The sequence below is a fragment of the Aquihabitans sp. McL0605 genome (genome assembly GCF_049993875.1).
Taxonomy (GTDB): Bacteria; Actinomycetota; Acidimicrobiia; order Acidimicrobiales; family Iamiaceae; genus Aquihabitans.
In genome coordinates, this window is the sequence record NZ_CP188252.1 from 75,311 (window position 1) to 101,462 (window position 26,152).

Genomic DNA, 26,152 nt, shown 5'->3' on the forward strand with positions numbered 1-26,152 from the left:
CGGTCCCGGTCAGGGGTACGGTCGGGCCGTGCTCCCCCGTCTGCTGTTCGGCCGGACCGGCCACGAGAGCTCCCGCCTGATCTTCGGCGCCGCCGCGCTCAGCGCCATGAGCCCCGAGCGAGCCGACCGCACCCTCGACCAGGTGTGGACCGTCGGCATCAACCACATCGACACCGCCGCCTCCTACGGCGACTCCGAGCTGCGCCTGGCGCCGTTCCTCGCCGACCACCGAGACGACGTCTTCCTCGCATCGAAGACCGACCAGCGCACGGCATCGGGTGCCCGGCGGCAGGTGGAGGCCTCGCTGGAGCGGCTGGGCGTGGATCATCTCGACCTCATCCAGCTCCACAACCTGGTGGAGCCCGACGAGTGGGCGGTGGCCCACGGCCCCGGTGGCGCCGTGGAGGGGCTGGTCGCGGCCCGCGAGGAGGGCTTGGTGCGCCACATCGGCGTGACCGGCCACGGGCTGCGCATCGCCGAATCGCACCGGCGGAGCCTCGAGGCGTTCGACTACGACTCGGTCCTGCTCCCCTACAACCACGTCCTGTGCCAGGACCCGGCGTACCTGGCGTCGTTCGACTCGTTGCTCGTCACCTGCGCCGATCGCGGCGTGGCCGTGCAGACCATCAAGGCGATCGCCCGGCGCCGCTGGCAGGCCGACGCCGACGGGCCCCGGTTCGCCTGGTACGAACCGCTTCCGCCCGGCCCGGCCCTCGATCGAGCGGTGGCGTTCGTGCTCGGCCGTGACGGCATCTTCCTGAACACGTCGAGCGACGCCAACCTGTTGGCGGCGATCGTCGCCGCGGCCGAGGCGGGTGCACCGGTGCCGTCCGCCGCCGAGCTCCAGGGCGACGTCGAGGCGAACGACATGGCCCCGCTGTTCGACGGCGGTGCCCTCGACCGCATCTGACCGGGCTCGGCCGAACGGCCTGCAGATCGGGGCTGAGCGCGGCAGAATGGTCGCCATGAGCGCGAGCACCCACACGAGCTTCACCCGCATGGACGAGTCCACCGCCGAGCAGTGGTCGGTGATCGGGGCCGAGACCATGGCGGCGCAGCCGCGCGTGGCCGACGAGGTCCTCAACATGCTCCAGCGCCTCGAAGCCATCACCGACGGCTTCAGCACCAACCAGCTGGTCCACGCCTGCCAGACGGCCACGCTCGCCGAGAAGGCCGGGGCCGACCAAGAGATGATCGTGGCCGCCCTGTGCCACGACATCGGCAAGCTCATCAGCGTGATGAACCACCCTGGGATCGCCGCCGAGATCCTCAAGCCCTACGTGCGGCCCGAGATCTACGACGCCATCCGCGTCCACCAGGACTTCCAGGGCAAGCACTACTACGGCCACTTCGGCGGCGACGTCAACGCCCGTGACAAGTACGAGGGCGCGGAGTTCTACGACATCGCCGCCCTGTTCGCCGACGAGTGGGATCAGATCGCGTTCGACCCCGACGCCGAGACCTACCCGCTCGAGCACTTCGAGCCCATGGTCCGAGAGGTCTTCGCCACCCCCCGCTACCTGTAGGGCACCCCGGTGATCAGGCGGACGAGGACGGCGATCACCATCGCCGCGCTGCTCGCCGTCGCGGCCGGGCTCGCCGGCTGCTCCAGCGACGCGCCCTCGGCGTCTCGCTCCGATGCGACGACCACCTCCACCGGTGGAGCAACCTCCACCACCCGTGTACGGACCACGACCGCCGGCCCACAGCCGGAATCGTTCCGCGGCCCGGCCGAGGCGTTCTACGAGGTGCCCGATCCCCTCCCCGCCGGTACGCCCGGGCAGCTCATCCGCACGATGCCGGTGGGTGCACCCGACGGCTCCTCCGGCATGCGGGTCATGTACCACTCGACCGACGAGAAGGGCACCGACCGTGCCGTCACCGGGCTCCTGTACGTGCCCGATGGCGCCGCCCCCGCTGGCGGCTGGCCGGTCGTCGCGTGGGCCCACGGAACGACCGGCCTGGCCGCGCCCTGTGCCCCGAGCCACCACCCGGCCCCACCTCCTGACTACGGCGTGAAGGCGGTGCAGGTCGCCACCGACTACATCGGGCTGGGCCCGGTGGGCGAGCTCCACCCCTATCTCAACGCCGCGGCCGAGGGCCACGCGGTGATCGACGAGGTGGTGGCCGCTCGCTCGATGCCCGACGTCCACGCCGGCGACGAGTGGCTGGTCGCGGGGGTGTCCCAGGGCGGCCACGCCGCGCTGGTCACCGGCGAGATGGCGTCCGCCCGCCTGCCCGACGCCAAGCTGCTCGGCACGGTGGCCCTGGCGCCCGGAGCCGAGCTCGGCGAGACCTACGGCGACCAGCTGCAGCTACGGGTCATCACGACGATGGTGCTCGCCGGCGTTGCCGCTGAAGACCCCGACGTCCACCTCGCCGACTACCTCAACCCTGCCGCCCTCGTGTCCTCCGCGGTGATCCAGCAGGGCTGCGTGCAGGACATCAGCGCCGCGATGGCCGGTCCAGCGGCCGACCCCGGGTACTTCACCACCGATCCGCGCACCGCCCCGGTGGGCCAGGCCTGGCTCAAGGTGAACGATCCTGGACACGTCGCATCCAAAGCACCGATCCTGCTGGTCCAAGGCGAGCAGGACAGCCTGGTGCTGCCCGCCCGCACCGCCGCGCTCCACCGGCGCCTGTGCGGGCTCGGCCAGGTCGTCGAGCAGGTCGACGTGCCGGGTGCCGACCACGACACGGTGGTGGCGAAGTCGGTCGACCAGGTGTCGCGGTGGGTGCAGGCCCGCTTCGCCGGCCAGCCGGTCGCCACCGACTGCTGAGCGCCGCTGGCGTCCGCTGGGCTCCTCAGCTCAGGATCGGGGCGGGGTCCCAGCCGATCGCCGCACGAGCGCGGTCGCTGCGGAGATCGAGGTGGCGCGGGCGCACCGCGGTCGGCGGCGTCGGCTCCGGTTCGACGATCGATGGGTCCGCGCCCAAGGCCGCCGCGACCCGCATCGCTATCTCGTAGCGGCTCAGGGTCTCGGGCCCCATCAGGTGCCAGACCCCTGCCCGCTCCGCCGCCGGCCGTGCCGCGATCCGCCAGATCCCCGCAGCGATGTCGGAGGCCATGGCCGGCTGGCGCAGCTCGTCATCGAACCACGCCGTCGGTCGACCGTCTCGCACGCCCTGATGGATCCGCTCGACGGCGTGATCCTCGGGGTCGAGCGACACGACCAGGGGCAGCCGGACGACCGTCGACGGGGTCGAGGTCGCGAGCGCGGCCCGCTCCGCCTGCGCCTTCCACCGTCCGTAGTCCCAGATGGGATCCGGTGCCTCGCCTTCGTCGAGCGCGCACCCGTCGCCCGAGAACACCGCATCGGTCGAGACGTGGACCAGCTCGGCGTCCACCGCGGCCACCGCTTCCGCGACGTTGGCGGTGGCTCCGACGATCGATGCCTCGTCGATCACCATCGCCGCGTGGATCACCACCGAGGGCCGCACCGCGTCGACCGCGGCGGCGACCGCCGCAGGGTCGCGGAGGTCGGCGGTGACCGTGTCGCCCTCGGCGATCGGGGTGCGGTGCACCAGGGCCACCACGTGCACGTCGTCGGGCGCCATCCGGCGCAACCAGGTCCCGACGAGGCCCGACGCTCCCGTCACCAGCACGACCCGCCTCGACATGGCCGGACCCTACGCCGGGCAGGCGTGGACATCTGCTCCACCGCCGACGGCGGTCGTGCAGACTGAGCACATGGTGGCGGGCGGGGTGGCGGGAGCGGTGGAGCTCGAGACGGAGACGCCCGTGAGCGCGGCCGCTCGCCCGGCCGGCGAACACCCCGGGATCGATCCCCGGCTGCGCACGCGGCGCTGGATCGGGGGCGGGCTGGTCGTGGCCGCGGTGGTGGTCGCCGCCGGCTTCAGCTGGGGACGGCCGGCGCTGGCGGCTCGGGATCGGTCCCACGTGCGCGTCTCCACCGAGCCGGCGCCGCTCGCGTGCACGGGCACCACGGTCGAGGAGCGCACGATGTCGGAGCCCGTCTTTGGCGAGGACGAGCCGCTCCTCCCGGTGGCGCTGGTGACCGCCGACATGCGGTGCACGTACACCTTCGAGATCTCGAACGGTGGGTCCAGGTCGGTGCGGCTCCAGCGCCTGTCGTTCCCCGTGCTCGGTCCCGAGGCCGGCCCCGCGATCGAGGCCGTGAGCCTGGAGGGCCCTGGAACCCATGGATCGATGGCACCGCGGCGCACGTCGTTCCCCTACTCAGCGGTGGATGCCGACTTCGACCTCGGCATCGATCTGGCCCCCAAGGCCGCCGTGACCTATCGGCTCGTCGTCGTGCAGCGACCCGACGGTTGCACTCCCAAGGGTGGGGGGACCTCCTTCCCGGACATCCCGCACCTGGCCGTTCGCTCGTTCGGAGTGGACGGTGAGGTCACCGCTCCCGGCCCGGGCATCGGGTTCCTGAACACGACCGACCTCAACGACTGCTCGTAGCGCCGGCGCCCCCTCCAGGCGACGGACCCGTCCGCTAGCCGGGGCGCGACGGGGTCAAGTGATCTCGGTGCCGTCGGGGCGGTAGACGTGCCAGCGACCGCGCTGGTCCCGGACCACGGTGAAGCCCTGTTCCTTGAACCGGTTGTGCCTGCCACAAGCTGGTGCCCCGTTGCCGGGGTTCGTACTGCCCGCGCCTGGACCGTTGAACCCTTCGAGGTGGTCGCACTGGCACTGGCTGGACGGGACGTGGCAGCCGGTCCACACGCAGGTGGCGTTGGACAGCCGGACGGCGAGCTGGCGGGCACCGGTGAAGCAGCGCTGCCGCCGTCCCATGTCGAGCACGACGCTGTCGGCGCCGACGACGACCCGCCGAAGCTGGCCGACGAGCGTGGCGACCGTGGCCTCGGTGGGATCGAGCGGGTGCCCGTCGATGGTCCCGCACCGGAAGCCCACCAACCCGTTGCCACCTCTCCCGTGCCCGTCGGGCGGCGCCGCGCCCTCCTCCGCGTCGGAGCCGACCGGATCCTCCGCATCGACGCCGGTGATGCCGGTGGCCTCGGTCAGGTCCTGCCACCACGTGTCGAGGCGCGGGTCGGGTCCGGGGTCTTCGCCGAACAGCTTGGCGACGTGCCGCTCGAGGGTGACCTCGTCGATGACGACGTCGGTGCAGGTCTGGGCCCCGCCCTCCAGGTCGGTGATGGCGAGGTCGCCCCGGACCAGCAGGGCCTTCACCGCATCGAAGCGCCGCTGCCCATGGGTCCGGGCCAGATCGCTGACGGTGGCCTCGTCGCCGAGCCGGCAGCGCGCATCAGCCCAATCCCGCTCCCACTCGCGGCGGACCTGGCGCTCGATGATGTCGCCGATGATCTGGCCGTCCATCGACCCGCACCCGCCTTCGATGCGGCGGGAGCCGTCGAGGTTGCGGTGGGACACGAGGTCACGGTTGGCGTGGCTGCGCTCGGCTCGGTCTCCGGCACCATCCTCATCGGCCAGGCGCTCCCAGTCGGTCAGCGCTTCATCGAGCTTGCGGTACGGACTCCGAGCGGCGTACTCGGCCACCTCTCCATCGGCCGCGGTCAACCGGTCGCGCACCCTCCGGTTGGCGTACACCCGGGCGATCCGGTCGACCTGCGCTGGACCGATCCGACCCTGGGCGTGCGCGGCCGCCACCATCGGCAGGTCCCGTTCCATGCGCATCACCCGATCCCGCCGCAGCGCCACGGCATCGGACAGGTTGGCGCCGTGGCGGACCATCACCTTGGCCGAGGAATGCCCGTCGTCCTTGTGCACCCCGGACCGGTCGATGCGAGCGACCGCCCGGATCTGCACGGCGTCGATCCGCCGGGCCAGCGCCTCGATCTCCCGCACCTCGGCCAGCGCGTCATCACACGAGCCCGGGAGCGAGTCATACGCGGTCAGCACGCCGAGCGACGCGCCGATCTCATCGATCGCAGCCGCCACCTGAGGATCCCTGACCGCCGAAGCCATGGCGTCAGCCTACCGAGGGGGTATGACACCGAAGGGAGCCAAACACCCTGAAATCGGACATCGGGCACGGGGACGGGCCGCCGACGGCCGAGCCTGGGTATCAGGCGGGCGGGTTGGGCGTGCCGGCGCTGGTCTGGGCCTCGTCGAAGAGGGCCTGGACCACGGTGTGGAGCTCGGTCGTGCGGTCGCGGATGGCGGCGCGCTTGGCCTTGGGGCCCACGGCGTCGCTCGGTTCCAGCGGGGCACCGACGAGGACGGTGATCTTCTTGGGCTTGGGGATCTTGGAGCCCTTGGGCATGGCGCCCTCGGAGCCGCCGATGCCGACAGGGATGATCGGGACGCCGGTGCGGCTCTGCACGAACGCCGGGCCGTCGAACAGCTCCTCGATCACCGGGCCGTGCTGGCGGGTGCCCTCGGGGAACATCACCAGCGGCTCCCCTGCCTCGAGCACCTCGATGCAGGTGCGCAGCGCTTCTCGATCGGCGGTGCCGCGAGCCACCGGGATGCCGCCGAGCCCGGTGAAGACCTTGGCCCAGAACCCCTGGCCCTTCCACAGCGAGTCCTTGGCGAGGTACCGCATCCGGCGCTTGGTGCAGATGAGCACGAGCGCGAAGTCGAGGTTGGACCGGTGGACCGGCGCCAGGATGAACGCGCCCTCCGCCGGCACGTGCTGGCGACCCTTGGCGCTCACCCGGAACCAGACCTTGCACGCCCCCAGCAGCGCAGCCCGGACGATGGCGTAGAACAGCAGCTCGCCCTTGGTGCCGGAACGGGCGTGCTCGGACGGTTCGGCGCTCATGACAGGCGGGCGACCAGATCCGCCACGATCTCGTCGACGTCTCGGTCGCTGGTGTCGACCACCAGGGCGCCCTCTGCCTGGGCCAGCGGGCTGTCGTCGCGGCCTTGGTCGGCGGCGTCTCGGCGGGCGATGTCGGCGGCCACGGTCTCGTAGTCGAGGTCGGTGACCTCCTTGGAGCGGCGCTCGGCGCGCACCTCGGGCGACGCCGTCAGGTACACCTTGAGCGCGGCATCGGGGAACACCACCGACCCGATGTCGCGGCCCTCGAGCACGCCGCCGTTGCGGGCCTCGGCCCACTCGCGCTGGCGGCGGACCAGCTCCTTGCGCACGGCCGGGTTGGCGGCCACCAGCGACACCGCCCGGGTGACCTCGGGGCCGCGGATCTCGATGGTGGCGTCGACGCCGTCGACGATCAGGGTGCCGTCTTGGAGGTCGAGCTCGACCTGCTCGGCCAGGCGCGCCACCACGTCGGTGTCGGCCGGATCGATGTTGCGGCGCAGGGCGGCGAACGTGACGCCCCGGTACATGGCACCGGTGTCGAGGTAGTCGAGCCCCAGCGTGGCGGCGAGGCGACGGCCGACGGTGGACTTGCCAGAGCCGGCAGGACCATCGATGGCGATCACGGTGAAGGGTCGGTCGGGGGCGTCGGACACGGGAGCAGACCCTACCGGCCGTCGTCGGCCGGTCGAAGCCCGTCGAGCATCGCCCAGTAGCCCGGGAAGGTCTTGGCGACGCACCCCGGTCCGGAGATGGCGATCCCCGGCACGCGCAGGCCGAGCAAGGCGAAGCTCATGGCCATGCGGTGGTCGTCGTACGTCTCGAAGGTGGCGGGTGCGACCGGTCCGGGGTGGATGGTCCAGCCGTCCGGGTCCTCGTGGACGTCGGTGCCGGCCCGGCGCAGCTCGGTGGCGACCGCCGCCACCCGATCGATCTCCTTGCGGCGGATGAACCCGATCCCGGTGATCGTCACGGGCCCCTCGGCGAACGGTGCCAGCACCGCCAACGTCTGCGCCGTGTCGGAGATGTGGGTGAAGTCGAACGTGCCGCCGAGCAGGGCCCCGCGGGTGGCGGTGACGGTGGTGGCGTGGCCGGTCCGGTGGACGTCAGCGCCCATCAGGCCCAGCACGTCGGCGAACGCGGCGTCACCTTGGAGCGCGCTCGACCCGAGGCCCTCGACGGTGACGGAGCCGCCGCACAGAGCCGCGGCGGCGAGCGGGTAGGACGCCGCGCTGGCATCGGGCTCGACCTCGTAGCCGGTGGCGACGTAGCCGCCCGGGGCGACGGCGAAGGTGCGTTCGTCGGGCTGCTCCACGACCGCCCCGAACGAGGCCATCACGGCGATGGTGAGCTCGACGTACGGCCGTGAGACCAGGTCGGTGGTCAGCTCGATGACCAGTCCGTCGGGCAGGCACGGGCCGATCATGAGCAGCCCGGACAGGAACTGGCTCGAGGCATCGCCGGCGATCCGGAGCACCGCGGTGCGGGCACGGCCGCTGGTCACGGTGGCGGGCAGGTGGCCGTCGGAGCCGAGCGCCTCGATGCCGACGCCCATCTCCGCGAGGGCGTCGAACGTGGTGCCCATCGGACGGGCCTGCATCTGGGGGTGAGCCGTGACCCGGTACGAGCCCGACCCGAGCGCCAGGAGCGGCAGCGTGAAGCGCGACGTCGTCCCTGACTGGCGCGTGTCGATCTCGGCGGCGCTGGCGGGAACCTCACCGGCGCATCCCGCCACGCGGAGGGAGCCGGCGAACGGGTCGGCGCTGACCTCGATGCCCAGGGCGGTGAGGACCCCGATCATCGCCTCGGTGTCATCGGCGAACAGGGCCCCGCGGAGCTCCGAGGTGCCGGCGGCGAGCGCCGCGCACACGAGGGCCCGATTGGTGATCGACTTCGATCCCGGGGGGCGGACCACGGCGTGGAGCGGCCCGGTCACCGGCGCGATCGGAAGTGGATCGGGCAGGGCTGCCAGGCCGAACGGATCGGCGGGCCCGCTCATTGGAGGTAGGTGACGGTGGGCTTGTAGCCGCGGTCGGCCAGGCCGGCGCGGAACGGCTCGGCCGAGGTGCGGTCGACGAGCAGGATGAGCACGCCGCGGTCGCCTTCGCTGGAGTGGGCGATCTCGAAGTCGGCGATGTTGACGTCGAGCTCGGCGGCCAGGGTGGCCACCTCGGCGATCACGCCACCGCGGTCGGGCACGGGCACCCGCACCTCGGCCACCGCGGCCGGCTGGGCGATGCGGCTGGGCAGGTTGCGGCGGGCTTCCTGCGCCCGCTCGAGCGCGGTGAGCAGGCCGTCGTGGTCGCCTTCGGCCACCAGCGAGCGGAGCCGGCCGAGCTCGCCGGTGAGCTGGTCGATCATCTCGACGATGGCCACCCGGTTCTCGCCGCAGATGTCGGGCCAGATGGTGGGAGTGCCGGCGGCGATGCGCGTCATGTCGCGGAAGCCGCCGGCCGCGAGCCGCAGGAGGGCGGCGTGCTCGTCGGCGCGCTCATCCGCGATGCTCATCAGCGCGGCGGCGGTCAGGTGCGGCACGTGGGACACGACGGCGACCAGGGCGTCGTGGCGTTCCGGTGCCAGCGCCACCACCTCGGCGCCGAGCGAGCGGACCACGGCGTCGACGGTGGCGTACTGGTCGGCATCGGTGTGGGCGACCGGGGTCAGGACCCAGACGGCGCCTTGGAACATGTCGGGCGAGCTGCCCTCGACGCCGAGCTGCTCGGAGCCGGCCATGGGGTGGCCCCCCACGAACCGGGGGTGGTCGATCTCGGCGACCAGCGACGCCTTGACCGACCCGACGTCGGTGACGACGCCAGCGGTCTGCTCGAGCGCCCGGCGCACCTCGGTGGTGATCGAGCGGACGGGCGCGGCGACGAACGTGATGGTGGCTGCCGGGTCGATGCCGATGGCATCGATGGCACCCAGCTCGAGGGCCCGTTGGGCGGCGGCCGGGTCGGCGTCGGTGCCCGACACCTGCCACCCCCGGGCGCGCAGGGCCAGGCCGATGGAGCCACCGATCAGGCCGGTGCCGATGATCGCCGCCCGTTGCGGGGCGCCCAGGTCTGCCACGGCTCGGCGCTAGCTCGGGAGATCGTCTCGGAGGCTGACCGCGTGCTCGAGGTAGACGTGGTGGAGCTCGCTGCGAGCGCGATCGGTCTCCAGGTGGGCCATCACCCGGATGCACATCGACATCGACCCGGGGACGGGGATCTCCTGCGCGCACAGCAGCGGCACGTCGCCGAGGCCGATGGTGCGGGCCGCGGTGGCCGGGAACGTGGACACCAGGTCGGGGGTGGTGGTGAACAGGATGCTGATCAGGTGGTCGTGGTCGACGCCGTTGCGGGCGAACATCTCCTCGAGGAGCGCGACGGTGCGCTCGGTGATCTGCGCGGGGTCGTCGACGTCACACGTGGTGGCGCCGCGGAGGGCTCGTACGGCGGAAGGCATCGGAGCGATGCTACCGACCGGGGTCGGTGGTCCCGGGCTGGGTTCGGCCCGCCTCGCCCACCGCGGCCTCCAGCGACCGCAGCTCAGCCGCGGTGAGGGGCCGCCATGCGCCCGGTTCGAGGCGGCGATCGGTGATCGGACCGATGCGCGTGCGGATCAGCCGGGTCACGGGATGGCCCACGGCGTCGAGCATCCGGCGGACCTGGCGGTTGCGCCCCTCGTGGATGGTGAGCTTCACGAGCGAGCCCTCGACCAGGGTGGCGGCGGCCGGGGCGGTGATCCCGTCGTCGAGCTCGACGCCCTCGCGCAGCTGGCGCAGGGCGGCGCGCGACGGGGTGCCGACCACCTCGGCCAGGTACTCCTTGTCGACCCCGTGCGACGGGTGGGCGATGCGGTTGGCCAGCTCACCGTCGTTGGTGAGCAGCAGCAGGCCCTCGGTCTGGAGGTCGAGGCGGCCGACGGGGAACACCCGCGGCTCGGCGGGCAGCAGGTCGATCACCGTGGGGCGGCCCTGCGGGTCGGAGGCCGTGGTGACCACACCGGCGGGCTTGTTGAGCAGGTAGTGGACCAGCCCCTGGCGGGTGCCGATGGGTGCTCCGTCGACTTCGACGAGGTCTCGCTCGGGGTCGACCCGGCGGCCGAGCTCGGCGATCTCGCCGTTCACCTTCACGCGCTCCTCGGCGATCAGGTCCTCGCAGATGCGCCGGGACCCGATGCCGACGCGGGCCAGCACCTTCTGCAGACGCTCGCCGTCGGGGTGGCCCGCCGGCTCGCTGTCGGCCATCAGGGCTCGGCCGGCCGATCCGCCTGGCCGTCAGCATCGACGTCGAGATCGGCAGTCAGGTCGACATCGGCTGGAGGGCCCTCGGCGGGCGGGTCGACCGCCCAGGCCGGAAGCTCCGGCTCGGGGAAGTCGTCGTCGCCCATGGCGAGCAGGGCGGCATCGTCGGTCGGGTCGGTACCCGCCTCGGCGGCGACGGCCTCGGCCGCGGGGGCATCGCCCGGTGCCGCGGCGGCGTCGACGGGAGCCTCGTCCAGGGGCAGCTGATCGGCCTCGGGGCGCTCGGCGCGGAGGGTGAGCTCGAGCGCCTCCATGATCTCGGCCGACGGGAACAGGTCGGCGATGGCGGGCAGGTCCTCGATGCGATCGAGGCCCATGCGCTCGAGGAACTCCTTGCTGGTGCCGAACAGGGCCGCCTGGCCCGGCCCGGAGTCTCGGCCGATCTCCTCGACGTAGCCGCGCTGCTGGAGCGTCCGCATCACGCCTTCGACGCTGACGCCGCGGATGGCGGCGATCTGCGCCCGCGACAGCGGCTGCTTGTAGGCGACGATGGCGAGGGTCTCGAGGGCCGCCGACGACAGGCGGGCGCTCTGGCCCTCGAGGGCGAAGCGCTCCACGTAGGCGGCCAGGTCGGCGTGGCTCTGGAACCGGTAGCCGCCGGCCACCTTCACCAGGACGAAGCCGCGCTCCTGCGCCACGTACTCGGCCTGGAGCTGGGCGCAGATCTCGTCGACGAGCGCCGGGGCGATCTCGAGCAGCTGGGCCAGGAGGTGGGTCTCGACCGGCTCCTGGGCGACCATCAGGATCGCCTCGATGGCGCGCGCCGATTCGGTGGACATGGCCACGGTTCCTATCCCTCGTACGTGTCGACCCGGGCGGCGATGCCGGCCAGGACGGAGCGGTCCTCATCGGACTCGCCGCCCACCCAGGTGATGGTGAGATCACCGAAGGTGGTGGGCTGATCCAGGTCGATCATGCCCTGCTTGTACAGCTCGAGGACAGCCAGGAACCGCACCACGACCTCGAGCCGCTCGACGAACGAGTCGGTGAGGCCGCGGAAGGTGATGGTGCCGACGCGAGGCAGCTCGTCGGCGAGCTCCTGCACGGCCTCGGTGACGCTGAGGCGGGAGGGGGCCACGTGATCGAGCTCGACCCGAGGCACGGGCTTGGGCTCGATGGCCCGGAAGAAGGCCGCCCGCAGGTCGAGCGGGGTGACGCCGGCCAGCAGGTCCGGGGCGAGGTCCAAGAAGCGCTCGTCGAGCCCGACGGTGCGAGGGAACGAGCGGCCGGCCTGGTCGGCCAGGGCCGAGAGCAGCTTGGCGGCATCTTTGAAGGTCTTGCACTCCACCAGCCGGGCCAGGAGCAGGTCTCGCTCCTCCCAGAGCGCCAGCTCGTCGTCGAGGTCGATGTCGACGTCTTCGGGGAGCAGGCGGCGGGTCTTCAGCTCCACCAGGGTGGCGGCGATGAGCAGGAACTCGGTGGCGACATCGAGGTCGAGGGTGTCCATCCGGTCCAGCTCGCCCAGGTAGGCATCGATGATGGTGGTGAGCGAGATCTCGTACAGCTCCACCTGCTGGCTCAAGATGAGGTGCAGCAACAGGTCGAACGGACCTTCGAACACCTCGGTCTGCACGTCGTAGGCCACGGGGGCAGCGTAGTTACACGGGTGTGGTTTCGTCTAGGCCCAATCGCCAGAACCCACGTCAGGGCGGCGAGAGCCTCCCGTTAGGCTCGCCCGCCATGACCCGCGTGTTCTCCGGCATCAAGCCCACCGGCAACGTCCACCTCGGCAACGTGCTGGGGGCGCTGCAGCACTGGGTCGAGGACCAGCACCGAGCCGACAGCCTCTACTGCGTGGTCGACCTGCACGCCCTCACCGTCCCGCAGGACCCCGACGAGCTGCGCAGCACCACCCTGCGCCTCGCCCAGATCCTGCTGGCCATGGGGCTCGATCCCGAGGTCTGCACCCTGTTCGTGCAGAGCCACGTCCACCAGCACGCCGAGCTGGCCTGGATCATGGAGTGCACCGCGTCGTACGGCGAGCTCAGCCGGATGACGCAGTTCAAGGACAAGTCCGACAAGGCCGGGTTCGTCTCGGGCGGCCTGTTCACCTACCCGGCGCTGATGGCCGCCGACATCCTCCTGTACGACACCGATCTGGTGCCCGTGGGCGACGACCAGCGCCAGCACGTCGAGCTGGCCCGAGACGTGGCCGAGCGCTTCAACTCCCGCTACGGCGACACGTTCGTGGTGCCCACGGCCACCTTCCCCGCCGCCGGCGCCCGGGTGATGGACCTCCAGGACCCCACGTCGAAGATGTCGAAGTCGGAGGACACGGCCGCGGGGACCATCCTCCTGCTCGACGATCCCAAGGTCATCGAGAAGAAGATCAAGCGGGCGGTCACCGACACCGACAGCGAGGTCCGCTTCGACGTGGCGGCCAAGCCCGGCGTGTCCAACCTGCTGTCGATCCTCGGTGCCGCCACCGGGCGCACGCCGGAGCAGGCGGCCGAGGGCTACACCCAGTACGGCCCGCTCAAGGCCGACACGGCCGCCGCGGTGATCGAGCGCCTCTCCCCCATCCAGGCCCGCTTCGCCGAGCTCGCGGCCGACCCGGCCGAGACCCACCGGCTCCTTGCGGTCGGCGCCGCCAAGGCCGGCGAGCTGGCGGCCGCCACGCTCACCCGTGCCCGGGCCAACCTCGGCCTCCTCGCCGCCACCTGACCCCGCCCGGCAGCGGAGCCGGCATCAGTCGTCGTCGGCGTCCTTGAGCACCTTGCCGATCTCGGCGGGGACCGTCCAGTCCTCGGGCGGCAGGTGGTGCTCGGCCGCCCACGCCACGGTGAGCGGTGCCGAGCCGGCCAGGCCCAGCAGGTCGGCGCCCAGGCGGGGGTGCTCGAGGTAGAGGCCGACGCGGCGGGTGAAGCCGCGGGTCTCGCTCCAGGCCGTGGCCATGTCCCGGCCGGCGACCTTGGCCGACAGCGTGGCGATCACCCGACCGGTGGTGCCGAGGTGCGCCACCGACTTGCCGCAGTCGTGCAGGAGGGCCGCCGCGATCACCGGCCGCGTGGCCTCGTCGCCCAGCGCCCGCTCGACGCGGCGGGCCACCCCGGCCGCGTGGCGCCGGTCCTGGGCCGACATCTTGTCCCAGATCTCGAGCTCGGACGGGAGCAGCTCCGCGGCCACCCAGGCGGAGTCTGCCTTGGACGGACCGATGGGCAGGATGGAACCGAAGTAGCGCTTCACCAGGTGGGCGGTATCGCCCATCAGGCGTGGTCGATGCAGAAGCGCGTGCTGGGCATCGCCTCCAGGCGAGCCGCAGACACGGGCTTCTGGCACACCTCGCAGCGGCCGTAGGCGCCCGCGTCGATGCGGTCGATCGCCGACTCCACGTCGCTGAGCTGGTCCTGCAGGGTGGCGGCCAGGGTGCGGTTCTCGACGTGCTCGGCGGTCACCTGGGCGGAATCGGCGAAGTTCTCGTTCGCGTCCGGGGCGGCCCCGCCCTCGGAGAGCTCCTCGAGCTGGCGCGCCAGCTCGGCCCGCTCGCTCTCGAGCGTGTCGCGGAGGGTGGTCAGGTCGGTCGAGGCCATGCAGGCAGGCTACCCAGCAGAAGCCCGGGGGTGTGCCGTGCGGTACACCGACTGGAGCCGCTCCCCCGACACCTTCGTGTACACCTGGGTGGTGGCGATCGACGCGTGGCCGAGCAGCTCCTGCACGGTCCGGACGTCGGCGCCGTGGTCGAGCATGTGGGTGGCGTACGAGTGGCGCAGCACGTGGGGGGTGAGCCGCGACCCCAGGCCGCACCGGTCGGCGGCGGTGCGCACCACCAGCCACGCGCCCTGCCGTTGCAGCCGGCCGCCGCGCCGGTTGAGGAACACGGCGTCGGCGTCGTCTCGGCGGGCCCAGCGCTCGGGCTCGAGGAGCGGGCGGCCCTGCGGCCCGAGCCAATCGACCAGGGCGACCACCGCGTAGCGGCCGAGCGGCACGATGCGCTCCTTGGCGCCCTTGCCGAACACGCGGAGCAGGCCGGCATCGAGGTCGAGGTCGGAGCGCGACATCCCGCTCAGCTCGGCGATGCGGATGCCGGTGCCGTAGAGCACCTCGACGATGGCGCGGTCGCGCCGGGCGATGGCGTCGGTGCCGGTCACCGAGTCGAGCAGCAGCTGGACCTCGGCTTCGCTCAGCGCCTTCGGCAGGCCCTTGGGCGCCTTCGGCACCTCGACGTCGACGGTGGGGTCGGCCACGCCCTCGGTCTCCTCGGCCAGGAACCGGTGGAGGCCGCGGACCGAGACGAGCGTGCGCTTGACGGTGGAGGGCGCCCGGTCGCTGGCGCGGAGGTGGTTCACGTACTCGGTGATGACCGGCTCGGTCACCTCTCCAACCGTCAGGCCGTGATCGTCGAGCCAGGCCACGTAGCCCCGCAGGTCGTTGGCGTAGGCGTTGAGGGTGTTGGTCGAGCGTCCTCGCTCGACGCGCATCGACAGGAGGAAGTCGTCGACCTCCACGGGCAGGTCGTGGGTGTTCACGGCTCCCGCAGGCGGTCCCGCACCAGCAGGAGGCCGATGATGGTCTTGCTGTCGGCCAGGGTCCCGTCGGCGATGGCGGCGTCGAGGCCGGCTAGGTCGAACGTCTCGACGGTCATGTGCGCCTCCTCGATGCCCTGGCGGTCTGCGGGCACCTCGGTCAGCTCGGTGGCCAGGAAGAGCCGCACGAACTGGTCGCTGAACCCGGCCGCCGGGAAGTAGCTGGCCAGGAGCTCCAGGGTGCCGCTCTCGCGGCCCACCTCCTCGATCAGCTCGCGGCGGGCGGTGGCCTCGGGCTCCTCGCCGGGGACGTCGCACAGGCCCGCGGGGAGCTCGAGCAGGTCGCGGTCGATCGGGCCCCGGTACTGGCGGACGAGCAGCACCGTGCGCCCGTCGTCGAGCAGCGGCACCATCGCCACCACCGCCTGGTTGCGCACGACGTCGCGCTCGAAGGTCGACCCGTCGGGGGCCTCGTAGCGGCCGCGCACCACGCGGAGGCGGTCGAGCTGGGCCACCTCGCGGTCTCCGAGGTGGCGGAACCCGGGCACGGCTAGGCGTCGACGGACGTGGAGGAGGGCTGGTCCAGGTCGAACAGGTGGGGCGACCGGCCCTCGGCGCGGCGCAGGGCGGCGCCGACGAAGTCTCGGAACAGCGGCGCCGGGTTGGTGGGGCGGCTCTTGAACTCGGGGTGCGCCTGGGTGCCGACCCAGAACGGGTGGTCGCGCAGCTCGATGAACTCGACGAGCCGGTGGTCGGGCGACGAGCCGCTGAGCCACAGGTCCGACGCCTCGTACTGGCTGCGGTAGCGGGGGTTGAACTCGTAGCGGTGGCGGTGGCGCTCGGACACGACCGTCTTGCCGTAGGCCGCGGCCACCTTGGAGCCGGGCTCGAGCTCGGCGACGTAGGCCCCGAGGCGCATCGTGCCGCCCATGTCGGTGACCTCGCGCTGCGAGTCCATGAGGTCGATCACCGGGTGGGGCGTCTGCGGGTCGAGCTCGGAGGAGTTGGCGCCGGTGAGCCCGAGCACGTTCCGGCCGTACTCGATGACCATCATCTGGAGCCCGAGGCACAGCCCGAGGCAGGGGATGTTGTTCTCTCGGGCGTAGGTGGCGGCGGCGATCTTGCCCTCCGTGCCGCGCTCGCCGAACCCGCCGGGGATCACCAGGCCGTCGAGGTCTCGCAGCCGCCCGGCGGCCAGGAGCCCTTCGACCTCCTCCGCCTGGATCCACTCGATCTCGACCTTGGCGCCGTGCGCGAAGCCGCCGTGCTTGGTGGCCTCGACCACCGACAGGTAGGCGTCGATGAGCGTGACGTACTTGCCGATCAGGCCGATGCGCACGGGCTTGATCGACGACTCCACGCGCTCGACGAGCGCCTCCCACTCGGTGAGATCGGGCCCGGCGCCCTCGAGGCGCAGGATCGAGCAGACCTCGGTGTCGAGGCCCTCCTCGTGGAGCACCAGCGGGATCTCGTAGATGTTGCCGGCGTCGGCACAGTTCACGACGCAGCCCGGGGGCACGTCGGAGAGGTTGGAGATCTTGCGCTTGAGGTCGGGCGACAGGGCGCTCTCGCTGCGGCACACGATGATGTCGGGCTGGATGCCCCGGCTGCGCAGCTCGGTGACCGAGTGCTGCGTGGGCTTGGTCTTCTGCTCTCCCGAGGGGCCGATGAACGGCACGAGCGTGACGTGGACGTAGCAGACGTTGTCGCGGCCGACGTCGAGGCGGAACTGCCGGATGGCCTCGAGGAACGGGAGGATCTCGATGTCGCCCACCGTGCCGCCGACCTCGGTGATGACCACGTCGACGTCGGGGCGGGCGAGGCGGGTGATGCGGCGCTTGATCTCGTCGGTGATGTGCGGGATCACCTGCACGGTCTTGCCGAGGTAGGCACCCTTGCGCTCGGCGGCGAGGACGGCGGAGTAGATCGAGCCGGTGGTGGCGTTCGAGTCTCGCGACAGGGGCTCGTCGATGAACCGCTCGTAGTGGCCGAGGTCGAGGTCGGTCTCACCACCGTCGTCGGTGACGAACACCTCGCCGTGCTCGAACGGGTTCATGGTCCCGGGGTCGACGTTGATGTAGGGGTCGAGCTTCTGCATGGTGACCCGGAGGCCCCGTGCCTTCAGCAACCGCCCGAGCGAGGAGGCCGTCAGCCCCTTGCCCAGCGAACTCGCCACGCCACCCGTCACAAAAATGTGCTTCGTCACGGGAGATCAACGTACCCCACCGAGGGCTGCTTCCCTGCGATCCCCGTGAGATCGGGGCGCCACAAGGGGTCGGTCAGGCCGGGGCGCGCCGACCGAGACGGTCGAGCCACCGCAGGGGGGTGGTCTGGTCGATGACGCTGCTGAACGAGATCGACTCGCTGATGAGGTTGAGGGCGGCGACGACGGCGAGGAGGATCGCCTGGACGACGAGGCCCGAGGTGAGCACCACACCGATGCCGATGGCCGCACCCAGGACGTTGGCCCCCGCATCGCCGAGCATCAGCTGCTCGCGCAGGTCGAACGCCAGCAGCCCCAGCGCGGCGCCGATCACGGCGACGACGCCCACCAGATGCGGGCGGCCCGACGCCCCGGCCGTGGCGACGAGGAGGACGGTTGCCAGGAGCGCCACCTTCGTGCAGCGCCCGGGTGCCCGGTCGAACAGGTTGCCCAGGTTGGCGCTGAGGGCCACCAGGGCGGCGCCGACCAGCAGCCGGCCCAGGTCGTCGGCGCCGGCGGCGCGCACGGCCACGATGGCGAGCAGTCCCCCACCGAACAGCTTGATGGCGCCGGTGCTGAGGCGGCCCCGCACGATGCTGGTGAGGTGGCCGCGGAAGCCGCGGTCGTCGCCGTGGGCGGCGAGGTCGTCGAACAGCCCGAGCAGCCCGAAGCCCAGGGCCACGATCAGCACGACCCAGCGGCCCTGCACCTCGGCGGCCGAGGCGTCGTGACCCACCACGTCGGCGACCGACAGGACGGCCTCGACGGTGATGGCCGCGAGCACCACCACCACCCCGGCGCCGACCGGCACCGAGATGCCGCGGAAGTTGGTGCGCTGGAGGATGGGGGCCTCGAACGTGGTCCGGCACGCGGTCCACAGCCCGGCGCCCACCGCCGTCGCCAGCAGCAGGACCACCACGAGGGTCACGTATCGGCTCCGACGAGCGCAGGCTCCGGCTCGGGATCGGGCACCGGCCCGGGTCCGTCATCAGCCCCGTCGGCCGGCGGGGCCACGTACTCGGCGGGCGTGAGCACCTGGTAGAGGATGTACGGCAGGAAGAGCATGAACATCACGGCCGGGATGGCGATGCCCGAGTCGTTGACCGCCATGCCCAGCACGCACATGCAGATGCCACCCCAGAGCGCGGCCCGGGTGGCCGGCGTGTTGGGCAGGTGGGAGTCGATCATGCGGGGCCGCCGCCAGCTGATGCGGGCCAGCACGATCAGCGCCAGCGGGATGGTCCACGTCCAGATCGAGTGGGTGAGCACCGTGATGTTGGCGTTGATCTTGCGCTCGATGGTGGTGGTGAGGCCGTCGCCGCCGCCGTTGCCGAACGTGGAGCGGACCAGGCGGCCGAGGTGCGTCTGCTTGGTCTCGGGGCGCTGGAGGTCGATGATGGCGAACAGGCTGATGACCAGCAGCGTGGCGGCGCCGGCGAGGAGCACCACCCGGGCCCGAATGCGGCGGCCGAGCAGCAGCCAGACCACGAGGAAGGCGGTGGGGATGATCGACAGCACGCCGCCGACGTCGGACCCGAGCGACGGGTGCCCGTCGACCACGATGGTCAGGCAGAACATGGCGATGATGCCCACGAGGAGCCGCCGCCGGGCGGGCCCCGGCCGGTCGCCGTCGAAGTAGGCCCACAGGCCGCACGCCAAGATGATCGTGCCCATCGACAGGAGCGAGTAGGCGGGGTTGCCGTAGCCGGAGAACCGGCCCGCCACCAGGGGCGAGTAGCCGAAGATGGTGTTCAGCTGGAGGTGGCCGCCGGTGAGGATGTCGACCACGAGCACGACGTAGGTGAGGGCCACCGGGATCAGGGTGGTGAGCACGGCGCGGCGGTGATCGTCGGTGCGGCGACCGAACCAGACCGACACGTAGGCGAGCAGGCCGGCGCCCACGTACATGAGGAGGAGGTACGGCCAGAACCCGATCCGGTAGAGCCGGCCCAGGCCCAGGGCGAACGTGATCACGGGCAGGCACATCGTGACCAGCCCCAGGAGCGCGGCCGAGCGGCGCAGCCAGGTGGTGCCGCGGATCAGGGCGGCGAGGGCGAGGCCGCACAGGACGACCTGCATGACGACGAACAGAATCGTGATGGTCATCACGGCCGCGTCGCGGAACTTGGTGGCCTCGTTCTTCTGGATGAACGAGTCGATGCGAGCCGTCGAGGTGGAGCCGTCGTTGGTGGCGGCGATGGCGGAGCCCGTCATCGACTCGGGCTTGGTGACGCCGAGGTGCTCGAGGATCGTGGGGGCGATGTCGGGGAGCGTCACGTAGCCGGCGCGGCGCGTGGTGCCGCTGCTCAGCGTGCCCGAGGAGAAGCCGGGGCCGCGGATGGCGATCGGCGTGAGCGTCTCGTGGGCCCGGGGCGACGCGGGTGAGACCACCACCACCAGATCGCCGGGCTTGGTGCGCTTGAGCAGCTCGCCCAGGAGGTGGTCGGTGCGGGTGAGGGCCCGGTCGAACAGGATCGAGGCCTGGGCGGCTGCGGCCCGGCTGCGGTAGAGGTCGGCCCGCTCGAGGTCGCTGAGCTCCACCAGGCTCACGGCCCGGTCGCCCCAGGTGCTGTCGAACGCGGCCAGCACCTCGCGCTCGGACAGGGCGATGCCGAACGCGGCGTCCTTGTCGCGGGTGAGCAGGTTCCGGGACACGGAACCCTGCGGCACCTGGCCCTGGCCGTCCATCACGGCCAGGCCGGCCGGACGGTTCTCGCCGTTGAGCGGCTCGATGGTGCCGGTGATGGCTGGGTCGGGGTTGTTGCCGAGGCCGGTCTCGTCGGCCGGACCGTCACTGGGCTCGCCCGTGGGCGACGACGGGTCGAAGGTGACCAGCCCGGCGGCGCTGAGCTCGACGTCGTCGTTGCCGATCACGCTGGTGCGGAACTTGGCCCTGTCGAGCGCGGTGCCCATCGCACCAGGGTCGGCGCCGTAGAGGTAGCGGTCGTTGGTGGCGTTGATCGCGGCGATCGACAGCTGCAGGAGCTGCCCCCTGGGCTTCCAACCGGTGCGTCGGTGGTAGGCGTCGGCGGCGGTGCCGTTCTCGTAGAGGTCGCTCGCCGAGAGCATGCGCCCGGCATCGGCGTCGCGCACCCCGGCCCGGTTGCCGGCGCCCATGGTGATGTAGCCCTCGCCCAGGGACGTGCGCGGCCCGATCGTGCGGAGGCTCAGGTCGCCCACCGCGCTCTGCGCCAGGAAGCGCTTGAGGTTCGGCAGGTCGCTGCGGCTCACCTGGGGCCAGGTGAGCCGCGGGATGCTGACGATCACCACCCGGCCCGTGGAGGTCGCCGGAGCGGCCGGTGCGGCGGTGGCGGCGCTGCCGGCCAAGGGGACGAGCGTGGCCAGCGCGACGAGGGCGACGGCCCCGGCACGGGTGGCGATCCTCGTGAGCTTCATCGGACGGACTGCTTGGTCACGAGGTCGTACACGTCTTCCACTTTGGCGATCAGGGCGCCGGTATCGAAATGCGGGGCCACCAGCTTCGCACCGGCCCGGCCGAGTTCAGCGGCATGGTCGGGATCGGCCAGCGCCGCTGAGATGGCGGCAGCCAGGGCGGGCGGGTCGGATGGTGGCACCAAGAAGCCGGTCTCACCGTCGACGACCATGGTGGACACGGGGCCCACATCGGTGGCGACCACGGGCCGGGCCAGGTGCAGCGCCTCGGCCACCACGAGGCCGAAGCCCTCCCAGATGGAGCACATGACCGCCACGTCGGCAGCGGCGAAGTAGTTCGCGGCGTCGGGCTTCGCGCCCACGAGCTGGACCAGGCCGGCCAGACCTCCGGTCTCGATCTGCTCGAGGAGGTCGTCGCGCTGCGGCCCCTCCCCCACGATGGCCACGCGCACGTCGTCGGCGATCGACGGCACCGCGCGCAGGAGCGTGGGGATGTCCTTCTGGGGGTGCAGCCGCCCCACGAGCACGATCAGCGGGACGCCATCGGGCACCCCGAGCTCCGTGCGCACGGCCGCCCGGTCACGGGTGACCACCGGGGTGGGCGCGACGGGCGGGATCAGGTGGAGGTGCGGGTCGGTGCCCTGCGGGTCGAAGCGGGCCCGCATCTGCTCCGAGATGACGATGGTCTCCTGCGCCCGGCCCGGCAGCCGGCCCTCGAGCCGGCGCAGCACCGGGGCTGACGGGCCGGCGGCCTCGTCGAGGACGAGGTTGTGGACCGTGACCACCAGCTTCGACCCGGCGCCCGCGGCCCACGCCACCCAGCCGGCCGTGAGCCCGTGGGCGTGCACCACGTCGGCCTGGTGCACCAGGGGCCGGAGCTGCCGCACCGCGGCGACCGCCGACGGTCCGAGCCCCACGGGCACGGCGACGGCCCCTTCCCGCAGGCCGTCCATCACGCCGGCGGGACCGGCCACGGTGACCGCGTGCCCACGGGCCTCGAGGCCCTCGGCCAGCGTGGCGACGTGGCGACGGATGCCACCGGCCGACGGGCCGAGCACCTGGAGCGTGGTCGACGCCATCAGTGCCCACCCCGCTTGAGCGCACCCAGCAGGGCGCGGGGCTTGGGGCCTCCGAGCGCCGCGGTGAGGAGCGCGTAGAGGCCCATGACCCCGAGGCCGACGACCACGCCGAGCACCAGGGCCTCGAGCCGCGAGTGCAGCGGGATCTGGCGCCCGATCAACGTGCCGACCACCAAGACCGGCGCCACGGCCAGGATCTGCGGGCGCAGCCGGCGCAGCAGGGCCGGCCGGTGCTCCTGGGGCAGCCGCCGCTTGATGATCAGCACGAGCGCCACCGCCGCCAGGCTGTAGGCGAAGGCGTGGATGGCGGCCAGCAGCGGCACCTGCCACTGACGGGACGGGATCGACGAGGTGCCGAGCATGATGACCGCGCCGAGGACGCCGGCAGCCAGGTTGACGATCGTGGGCGTGCGGGCATCCTCCCGGGCGTAGAACACCCGGGCGTAGAAGAGCAGGAGGCTGTACCCGACCACGCCGGGGGCGAAGCCCACCACCACGCGGGCCACATCGGCGGCGCCGGCGGCGTTGATGGCGCCGAACAGGATGGCGCGGCACATCGCCGGGGCCACGGCGACGAAGGCGATGGCGCACGGCACGACGAACAGGCAGATCATCTCGGTGCCGCTCTCGACCGACCGGGCGAAGCCGCCGTCGTCGCGAGCGGTCGACTGGCGCGACATCGTGGGGAACAGCGCGGTGAGGATCGGCTGGGCGAACAGCGCGTACGGCAGCAGGAAGAACGTCCACCCGATCTGCAGGGCGACCACCCCGCCCTTGACCTTGTTGGACAGCAGGAGCTCCACCAGGATCAGCAGCTGCGTGGTGGCCAGGAACCCGGCGGCCCACACACCCATCCTCAGCACCTGGCGCACGGCCGGGTGATGGCGGTCGAACTTGATCCGAAGCCGGAACGAGGTGCGCCGGACCGCCAGCAGCGGCACCGCGCAGAAGCCGATCACGCCCAGGGTGGTGCCGCCGGCGAGCAGGGCGATCTGGAGCGGCGTGAGGTGCAGCACCGGCGGGCCACCATCTCGCGACAGCCAGTACAGGAAGTAGGCCGTGCACACGATGACGTTGTTGACGGCCGGAGCGATGGCGGGCGCCGCGAAGCGGTTCTGCGAGTTGAGCACCGCGGTGGACACCATCCCCACCGCGTACATGCCCACCTGCGGAAGGAAGATCAGCAGGAAGATCGTGCCCAGGCGCACCTGCTCGGCCCGGACCGCTTCGGCCGACCCGCTGAAGAGCAGCTGCGAGATCCACGGAGACATGAGCATGCCGACCGCGGCCACGCCGAAGAGGGCCACCAGGGCGATGCCGAAGACCGACGACGCCACGTGCTCGGCCTCCTCCTTCTCGCCCTGCGACTCGTAGCGCACGAGCGCCGGGATCAAGACGGCCTGGAACGTGCCGGCGGCCATGAGCTCGAACACGATGTTGGGGATCGTGTTCGTGGTCTCGTAGGTGTTGCCGAGGTAGGTGGTGCCCACGACGGCGCCCACCATGATGATCCGCACCAGGCCCGTGGCGCGCGACACCGCGGTGAGCACGGACATGGTGACCGTGCTCCGGGCGAGTCCCGGAGGAGGGGCGACGGCCACCCGGGCGTCGGCCTCTGCGGTCATGAGGGAGGCGGAAGGATGGCGGTGGCTCCCTTCGCCTGCCCGTACTGCCCGGGATCGACCGTGCCCATGTCACGGAGGGTGAACAGCATCGCGGAGAGGCCCGCGAAGGTCTCCGTGTTGTCGACGGTGTTGTACCGCTTCACGAGGGCGTCGTTGGCCCGGATGCGCGCGACCACCGTGGGCACGACGATCTCGTCGGCCACCGGATCGGGCTGGCTGGCGCTGACCACGGTGGTGGGCAGCGCGTCGCCGGTGGAGGGCAGGATGCTCAGCAGCACGTCGTTCTGGCTCGCGGTCAGGTTGGGTCCGCCGATGTAGACGTAGCGGTAGCCGGTGGTCTCGAGGATCGGATCGGTGCTGTCGTAGCCCTGGCCGGGGGTCAGCTTCAGGTAGCCGCGGTTGAGCAGGGCGGTGATGGCGGTGGGCTGCTTCCCGTCGGGGAGGTCCGCGGAGCCCGACTTCGACCCGTTGGCCGCCGTCGTGGTGGTCGTGGAGGCGGGGGGCGCCACCGTGGTGGTGGCGACGGCGCCGGGCACCGTGGTGGTCGTGGTGGCGCCCTTGCCGCCGGGCGACTCGCCGTCGGCCTTCAGCGGCGTGCCCGCCGCCGCCAGGGCATCGGTGATGGCAGAGGTGCCGGCTGCTCGCAGGGAGGTGGCGGTGGGGTTGGTGACACCGAGGTCCCGGGCCAGGCCGCCGTCGGGATCGGTGAAGGCCAGCTTGTCGGACAGGGCGACGGTGCCGCGGAAGTCGGAGCCGCTGCGCTCGAGGATGGTGCGCACCACCTCGATGTCGGCCTTGTCGACCCCCGGTGCCGCGATGGCCAGGACGGGCACGTCGGTGAGCTGGTTGGCCACGAGCGATTCGCTGCCGACGATGATCAGGCTGTTGTCGCGGTCCTTCGCCTGGTCGAGCTGCTTGTTCAGGCGATCGTTCTCGGCGTTGCTGGCCTTGATCCGGTTCTCGGCGCTGGTGATGTTGCGGTCGAGGACGTTGACCGTGGCCCGGTCGAGGAAGGTGCTGCCGAGCGCCACGCCGATGCCCAGGGCCAGGAACACGGCCGTGATGGAAACGATGTGGTAGCGGATGTTGATCATCGGTGATCCAAGGTCTCTCTGACGGGCAGGAAGGTCATCGCAAGGGCAGGGACAGGCCGCGCAGGACGGTGCGGACCGGTTCGCTGACAGCGCTGATGATGATGAGGGTGACGATGGCCGCCGCCACCATCCAGAGCAGGTCGCGCCCGCGCACCCGCGTGTCGTACAGCCGGTTCACGCCCTTGGCGTCGACGAGGATGGGGCCGACCTTGATGCGCACGAGGAACGTGGACGCCATGCCCGGGCGGCCCTTGTCGAGGAAGTCGACCATCGAGGAGTGGGTGCCGACGGCGACGATCAGGGCGGCGCCGCGCTCGAACGCGAGCAGCATGGCGATGTCCTCGGAGGTGCCGGCCGAGGCGAACACCGAGTACTCCACGCCGAGCTGGTCGAGCAGCTCGGCGCCGGGCGCCCGTCCGTCGGTGTAGCCGTGGACGACCAGGGCCGCTCCGCAGCGCAGGGCGTGCTCGCTGACGGAGTCCATGTCCCCGATGATCACGTCGGGCGTGAGACCGAGCTCGAGGATGGCGTCGGCGCCGCCGTCGACGCCGATCAGCAGCGGCCGCTGCTCCTTGAGGTAGCCGCTGCGGCGCAGCAGCTGGAGGTCCTTCTTGTAGTCGACGCCGCGGACCACGACGAGGACGTGGCGGCCCTGGAAGTCGACCGGCACCTCCGGGATGTCGGGGTCGTCGATGAGGAGGTGGCCCTCGCGCTGGATGTAGTTGAGGGTGTTCTCGGCGAAGCGCTGCAGCTCGTCGCCCATGTTGCTGCGGGCGTGGTCGAGCACGGTCGCGAAGGTGGCGGTGTTCTGGCGGGTGCCGGTGACGACCTCACGACCGCTGATGAACGCACCGCTGCCGTCGATCGTGATGGTGTCGCCGTCCTCGATCAGGTCCATCACCTCGGGGCCCACGCCGTCGAGCACGCACACCCCGGCGGCCGGCAGGAGGAGCGGGCCGGGGTTGGGGTAGCGCCCCGAGATGCAGTCGGAGGCGTTGACGATGGCGGCGACGCCGGCCGTCAGCAGGCTCTCGGTGGCCACCGTGTCGAGGTCGACGTGGTTGATGACCGCGATCTCGCCGGGGAGCAGCCGCTTGGCCAGGTCCTTGGTGCGGCGGTCGACGCGGGCCACGCCCGTGACCGACGGCCATTCGACCGCAGGGGCCTCGCTGGCGTCGGGCTCGCCCACGGACTGGATGGGGACGGGCGCGTCGGCGTCGTGCTGCGCCACCTCGTGCTCGTGCTCGTGCTGTGCCATCACCAACTCCATCGGGCAGGCACCACCAGG

The 26,152-nt window shown here is 71.8% G+C and carries 26 protein-coding genes; 5 read left to right on the plus strand and 21 right to left on the minus strand.

The window, feature by feature from the left end; all coding sequences use genetic code 11:
• Nucleotides 1–28 precede the first annotated feature (28 nt).
• Genes ACPPVX_RS00345 through ACPPVX_RS00355 form a run of 3 tightly spaced genes read left to right on the plus strand, consistent with a single transcriptional unit; the run spans nucleotide 29 to nucleotide 2,780 of the window.
• Nucleotides 29–910: an aldo/keto reductase gene (locus ACPPVX_RS00345; protein WP_426572884.1), complete on the plus strand. Its 882-nt coding sequence runs from the start codon at nucleotides 29–31 to the stop codon at nucleotides 908–910.
• A 55-nt stretch (nucleotides 911–965) separates the two neighbouring features.
• Nucleotides 966–1,526 carry an HD domain-containing protein gene (locus ACPPVX_RS00350; protein WP_426572885.1) on the plus strand — a complete coding sequence of 187 codons (561 nt, stop codon included), beginning with the start codon at nucleotides 966–968 and terminating at the stop codon, nucleotides 1,524–1,526.
• A 9-nt stretch (nucleotides 1,527–1,535) separates the two neighbouring features.
• A complete protein-coding gene (locus tag ACPPVX_RS00355; protein WP_426572886.1) occupies nucleotides 1,536–2,780 on the plus strand; it encodes a lipase family protein in 1,245 nt (414 codons plus the stop codon).
• Nucleotides 2,781–2,805: 25 nt separating this feature from the next.
• Here ACPPVX_RS00355 and ACPPVX_RS00360 read toward each other — a convergent pair whose 3' ends face one another.
• Nucleotides 2,806–3,621, minus strand: a complete 816-nt coding sequence (locus ACPPVX_RS00360; RefSeq protein ID WP_426572887.1) for a sugar nucleotide-binding protein — start codon at nucleotides 3,619–3,621, stop codon at nucleotides 2,806–2,808.
• Between ACPPVX_RS00360 and ACPPVX_RS00365 the strand changes: the two genes are divergently transcribed.
• Nucleotides 3,620–4,435 (plus strand): hypothetical protein, encoded by an 816-nt coding sequence (locus ACPPVX_RS00365; protein ID WP_426572888.1) that lies wholly within the window; start codon nucleotides 3,620–3,622, stop codon nucleotides 4,433–4,435. The two genes, ACPPVX_RS00360 and ACPPVX_RS00365, sit on opposite strands and share 2 nt — an antisense overlap.
• A gap of 54 nt (nucleotides 4,436–4,489) precedes the next feature.
• Here ACPPVX_RS00365 and ACPPVX_RS00370 read toward each other — a convergent pair whose 3' ends face one another.
• From ACPPVX_RS00370 to ACPPVX_RS00410, 9 genes are all read right to left on the minus strand, one after another.
• On the minus strand, nucleotides 4,490–5,923 hold the full coding sequence (locus ACPPVX_RS00370; protein WP_426572889.1) for a DUF222 domain-containing protein: 1,434 nt from the start codon (nucleotides 5,921–5,923) through the stop codon (nucleotides 4,490–4,492).
• Between the two features lie 100 nt (nucleotides 5,924–6,023).
• On the minus strand, nucleotides 6,024–6,722 hold the full coding sequence (locus ACPPVX_RS00375; protein ID WP_426572890.1) for a lysophospholipid acyltransferase family protein: 699 nt from the start codon (nucleotides 6,720–6,722) through the stop codon (nucleotides 6,024–6,026).
• Nucleotides 6,719–7,375 carry a (d)CMP kinase gene (gene cmk / locus ACPPVX_RS00380; RefSeq protein WP_426572891.1) on the minus strand — a complete coding sequence of 219 codons (657 nt, stop codon included), beginning with the start codon at nucleotides 7,373–7,375 and terminating at the stop codon, nucleotides 6,719–6,721. The genes ACPPVX_RS00375 and cmk overlap by 4 nt, the downstream gene beginning before the upstream one ends.
• An 11-nt stretch (nucleotides 7,376–7,386) precedes the next feature.
• Nucleotides 7,387–8,655: a 3-phosphoshikimate 1-carboxyvinyltransferase gene (aroA, locus tag ACPPVX_RS00385; RefSeq protein ID WP_426572892.1), complete on the minus strand. Its 1,269-nt coding sequence runs from the start codon at nucleotides 8,653–8,655 to the stop codon at nucleotides 7,387–7,389.
• A 59-nt stretch (nucleotides 8,656–8,714) separates the two neighbouring features.
• Nucleotides 8,715–9,788, minus strand: coding sequence for a prephenate dehydrogenase/arogenate dehydrogenase family protein (locus ACPPVX_RS00390; protein WP_426572893.1), 1,074 nt, complete (start codon nucleotides 9,786–9,788; stop codon nucleotides 8,715–8,717).
• Nucleotides 9,789–9,797: 9 nt separating this feature from the next.
• Nucleotides 9,798–10,166 carry a chorismate mutase gene (aroH, locus tag ACPPVX_RS00395; protein ID WP_426572894.1) on the minus strand — a complete coding sequence of 123 codons (369 nt, stop codon included), beginning with the start codon at nucleotides 10,164–10,166 and terminating at the stop codon, nucleotides 9,798–9,800.
• Between the two features lie 10 nt (nucleotides 10,167–10,176).
• Nucleotides 10,177–10,950, minus strand: coding sequence for a pseudouridine synthase (locus tag ACPPVX_RS00400; RefSeq protein WP_426572895.1), 774 nt, complete (start codon nucleotides 10,948–10,950; stop codon nucleotides 10,177–10,179).
• The gene (gene scpB / locus ACPPVX_RS00405; RefSeq protein WP_426572896.1) at nucleotides 10,950–11,786 is read right to left on the minus strand and encodes an SMC-Scp complex subunit ScpB; all 837 of its coding nucleotides are present in this window, start codon (nucleotides 11,784–11,786) and stop codon (nucleotides 10,950–10,952) included. Before scpB ends, ACPPVX_RS00400 begins: the two co-directional genes overlap by 1 nt.
• Before the next feature lie 11 nt (nucleotides 11,787–11,797).
• On the minus strand, nucleotides 11,798–12,592 hold the full coding sequence (locus ACPPVX_RS00410; RefSeq protein WP_426572897.1) for a segregation and condensation protein A: 795 nt from the start codon (nucleotides 12,590–12,592) through the stop codon (nucleotides 11,798–11,800).
• A gap of 95 nt (nucleotides 12,593–12,687) precedes the next feature.
• On the opposite strand from ACPPVX_RS00410, the gene trpS reads away from it, so the two are divergent.
• On the plus strand, nucleotides 12,688–13,671 hold the full coding sequence (gene trpS, locus ACPPVX_RS00415; RefSeq protein WP_426572898.1) for a tryptophan--tRNA ligase: 984 nt from the start codon (nucleotides 12,688–12,690) through the stop codon (nucleotides 13,669–13,671).
• Nucleotides 13,672–13,695: 24 nt separating this feature from the next.
• Here the strand turns inward: trpS and ACPPVX_RS00420 are convergent, their stop codons facing one another.
• The 11 genes from ACPPVX_RS00420 to steA form a co-directional block, all read right to left on the minus strand.
• Nucleotides 13,696–14,214 (minus strand): HD domain-containing protein, encoded by a 519-nt coding sequence (locus tag ACPPVX_RS00420; protein ID WP_426572899.1) that lies wholly within the window; start codon nucleotides 14,212–14,214, stop codon nucleotides 13,696–13,698.
• Nucleotides 14,214–14,537 (minus strand): TraR/DksA family transcriptional regulator, encoded by a 324-nt coding sequence (locus ACPPVX_RS00425; RefSeq protein WP_426572900.1) that lies wholly within the window; start codon nucleotides 14,535–14,537, stop codon nucleotides 14,214–14,216. Before ACPPVX_RS00425 ends, ACPPVX_RS00420 begins: the two co-directional genes overlap by 1 nt.
• Nucleotides 14,538–14,546: 9 nt before the next feature.
• Nucleotides 14,547–15,473, minus strand: a complete 927-nt coding sequence (locus ACPPVX_RS00430) for a site-specific tyrosine recombinase (protein ID WP_426572901.1) — start codon at nucleotides 15,471–15,473, stop codon at nucleotides 14,547–14,549.
• Nucleotides 15,470–15,985, minus strand: a complete 516-nt coding sequence (locus ACPPVX_RS00435; protein WP_426572902.1) for an NUDIX domain-containing protein — start codon at nucleotides 15,983–15,985, stop codon at nucleotides 15,470–15,472. The genes ACPPVX_RS00430 and ACPPVX_RS00435 overlap by 4 nt, the downstream gene beginning before the upstream one ends.
• A gap of 35 nt (nucleotides 15,986–16,020) precedes the next feature.
• Nucleotides 16,021–17,676 (minus strand): CTP synthase, encoded by a 1,656-nt coding sequence (locus tag ACPPVX_RS00440; protein ID WP_426572903.1) that lies wholly within the window; start codon nucleotides 17,674–17,676, stop codon nucleotides 16,021–16,023.
• A gap of 73 nt (nucleotides 17,677–17,749) precedes the next feature.
• On the minus strand, nucleotides 17,750–18,601 hold the full coding sequence (locus ACPPVX_RS00445) for a hypothetical protein (RefSeq protein ID WP_426572904.1): 852 nt from the start codon (nucleotides 18,599–18,601) through the stop codon (nucleotides 17,750–17,752).
• Complete coding sequence (locus tag ACPPVX_RS00450; RefSeq protein ID WP_426572905.1) at nucleotides 18,598–21,069, minus strand: hypothetical protein; 2,472 nt, start codon at nucleotides 21,067–21,069, stop codon at nucleotides 18,598–18,600. The genes ACPPVX_RS00445 and ACPPVX_RS00450 overlap by 4 nt, the downstream gene beginning before the upstream one ends.
• Nucleotides 21,066–22,145 carry a glycosyltransferase family 4 protein gene (locus tag ACPPVX_RS00455; protein WP_426572906.1) on the minus strand — a complete coding sequence of 360 codons (1,080 nt, stop codon included), beginning with the start codon at nucleotides 22,143–22,145 and terminating at the stop codon, nucleotides 21,066–21,068. The genes ACPPVX_RS00450 and ACPPVX_RS00455 overlap by 4 nt, the downstream gene beginning before the upstream one ends.
• Nucleotides 22,145–23,770: a murein biosynthesis integral membrane protein MurJ gene (murJ, locus tag ACPPVX_RS00460; RefSeq protein WP_426572907.1), complete on the minus strand. Its 1,626-nt coding sequence runs from the start codon at nucleotides 23,768–23,770 to the stop codon at nucleotides 22,145–22,147. The genes ACPPVX_RS00455 and murJ overlap by 1 nt, the downstream gene beginning before the upstream one ends.
• Complete coding sequence (locus ACPPVX_RS00465; protein ID WP_426572908.1) at nucleotides 23,767–24,864, minus strand: copper transporter; 1,098 nt, start codon at nucleotides 24,862–24,864, stop codon at nucleotides 23,767–23,769. Before ACPPVX_RS00465 ends, murJ begins: the two co-directional genes overlap by 4 nt.
• Nucleotides 24,865–24,898: 34 nt before the next feature.
• Nucleotides 24,899–26,122, minus strand: coding sequence for a putative cytokinetic ring protein SteA (steA, locus tag ACPPVX_RS00470; protein ID WP_426572909.1), 1,224 nt, complete (start codon nucleotides 26,120–26,122; stop codon nucleotides 24,899–24,901).
• Between the last annotated feature and the right edge of the window lie 30 nt (nucleotides 26,123–26,152).

Bases quoted from the DNA above. Each gene is read 5' to 3' on its own strand.
- ACPPVX_RS00350 (WP_426572885.1), top strand. From the start codon at position 966: ATGAGCGCGAGCACCCACACGAGCTTCACCCGCATGGACGAGTCCACC.
- ACPPVX_RS00365 (WP_426572888.1), top strand. From the start codon at position 3,620: ATGGCCGGACCCTACGCCGGGCAGGCGTGGACATCTGCTCCACCGCCG.
- ACPPVX_RS00360 (WP_426572887.1), bottom strand. From the start codon at position 3,621: ATGTCGAGGCGGGTCGTGCTGGTGACGGGAGCGTCGGGCCTCGTCGGG.
- ACPPVX_RS00370 (WP_426572889.1), bottom strand. From the start codon at position 5,923: ATGGCTTCGGCGGTCAGGGATCCTCAGGTGGCGGCTGCGATCGATGAG.
- ACPPVX_RS00375 (WP_426572890.1), bottom strand. From the start codon at position 6,722: ATGAGCGCCGAACCGTCCGAGCACGCCCGTTCCGGCACCAAGGGCGAG.
- aroH (WP_426572894.1), bottom strand. From the start codon at position 10,166: ATGCCTTCCGCCGTACGAGCCCTCCGCGGCGCCACCACGTGTGACGTC.
- ACPPVX_RS00400 (WP_426572895.1), bottom strand. From the start codon at position 10,950: ATGGCCGACAGCGAGCCGGCGGGCCACCCCGACGGCGAGCGTCTGCAG.
- scpB (WP_426572896.1), bottom strand. From the start codon at position 11,786: ATGTCCACCGAATCGGCGCGCGCCATCGAGGCGATCCTGATGGTCGCC.
- trpS (WP_426572898.1), top strand. From the start codon at position 12,688: ATGACCCGCGTGTTCTCCGGCATCAAGCCCACCGGCAACGTCCACCTC.
- ACPPVX_RS00420 (WP_426572899.1), bottom strand. From the start codon at position 14,214: ATGGGCGATACCGCCCACCTGGTGAAGCGCTACTTCGGTTCCATCCTG.
- ACPPVX_RS00425 (WP_426572900.1), bottom strand. From the start codon at position 14,537: ATGGCCTCGACCGACCTGACCACCCTCCGCGACACGCTCGAGAGCGAG.
- ACPPVX_RS00450 (WP_426572905.1), bottom strand. From the start codon at position 21,069: ATGAAGCTCACGAGGATCGCCACCCGTGCCGGGGCCGTCGCCCTCGTC.
- ACPPVX_RS00455 (WP_426572906.1), bottom strand. From the start codon at position 22,145: ATGGCGTCGACCACGCTCCAGGTGCTCGGCCCGTCGGCCGGTGGCATC.
- murJ (WP_426572907.1), bottom strand. From the start codon at position 23,770: ATGACCGCAGAGGCCGACGCCCGGGTGGCCGTCGCCCCTCCTCCGGGA.
- ACPPVX_RS00465 (WP_426572908.1), bottom strand. From the start codon at position 24,864: ATGATCAACATCCGCTACCACATCGTTTCCATCACGGCCGTGTTCCTG.
- steA (WP_426572909.1), bottom strand. From the start codon at position 26,122: ATGGCACAGCACGAGCACGAGCACGAGGTGGCGCAGCACGACGCCGAC.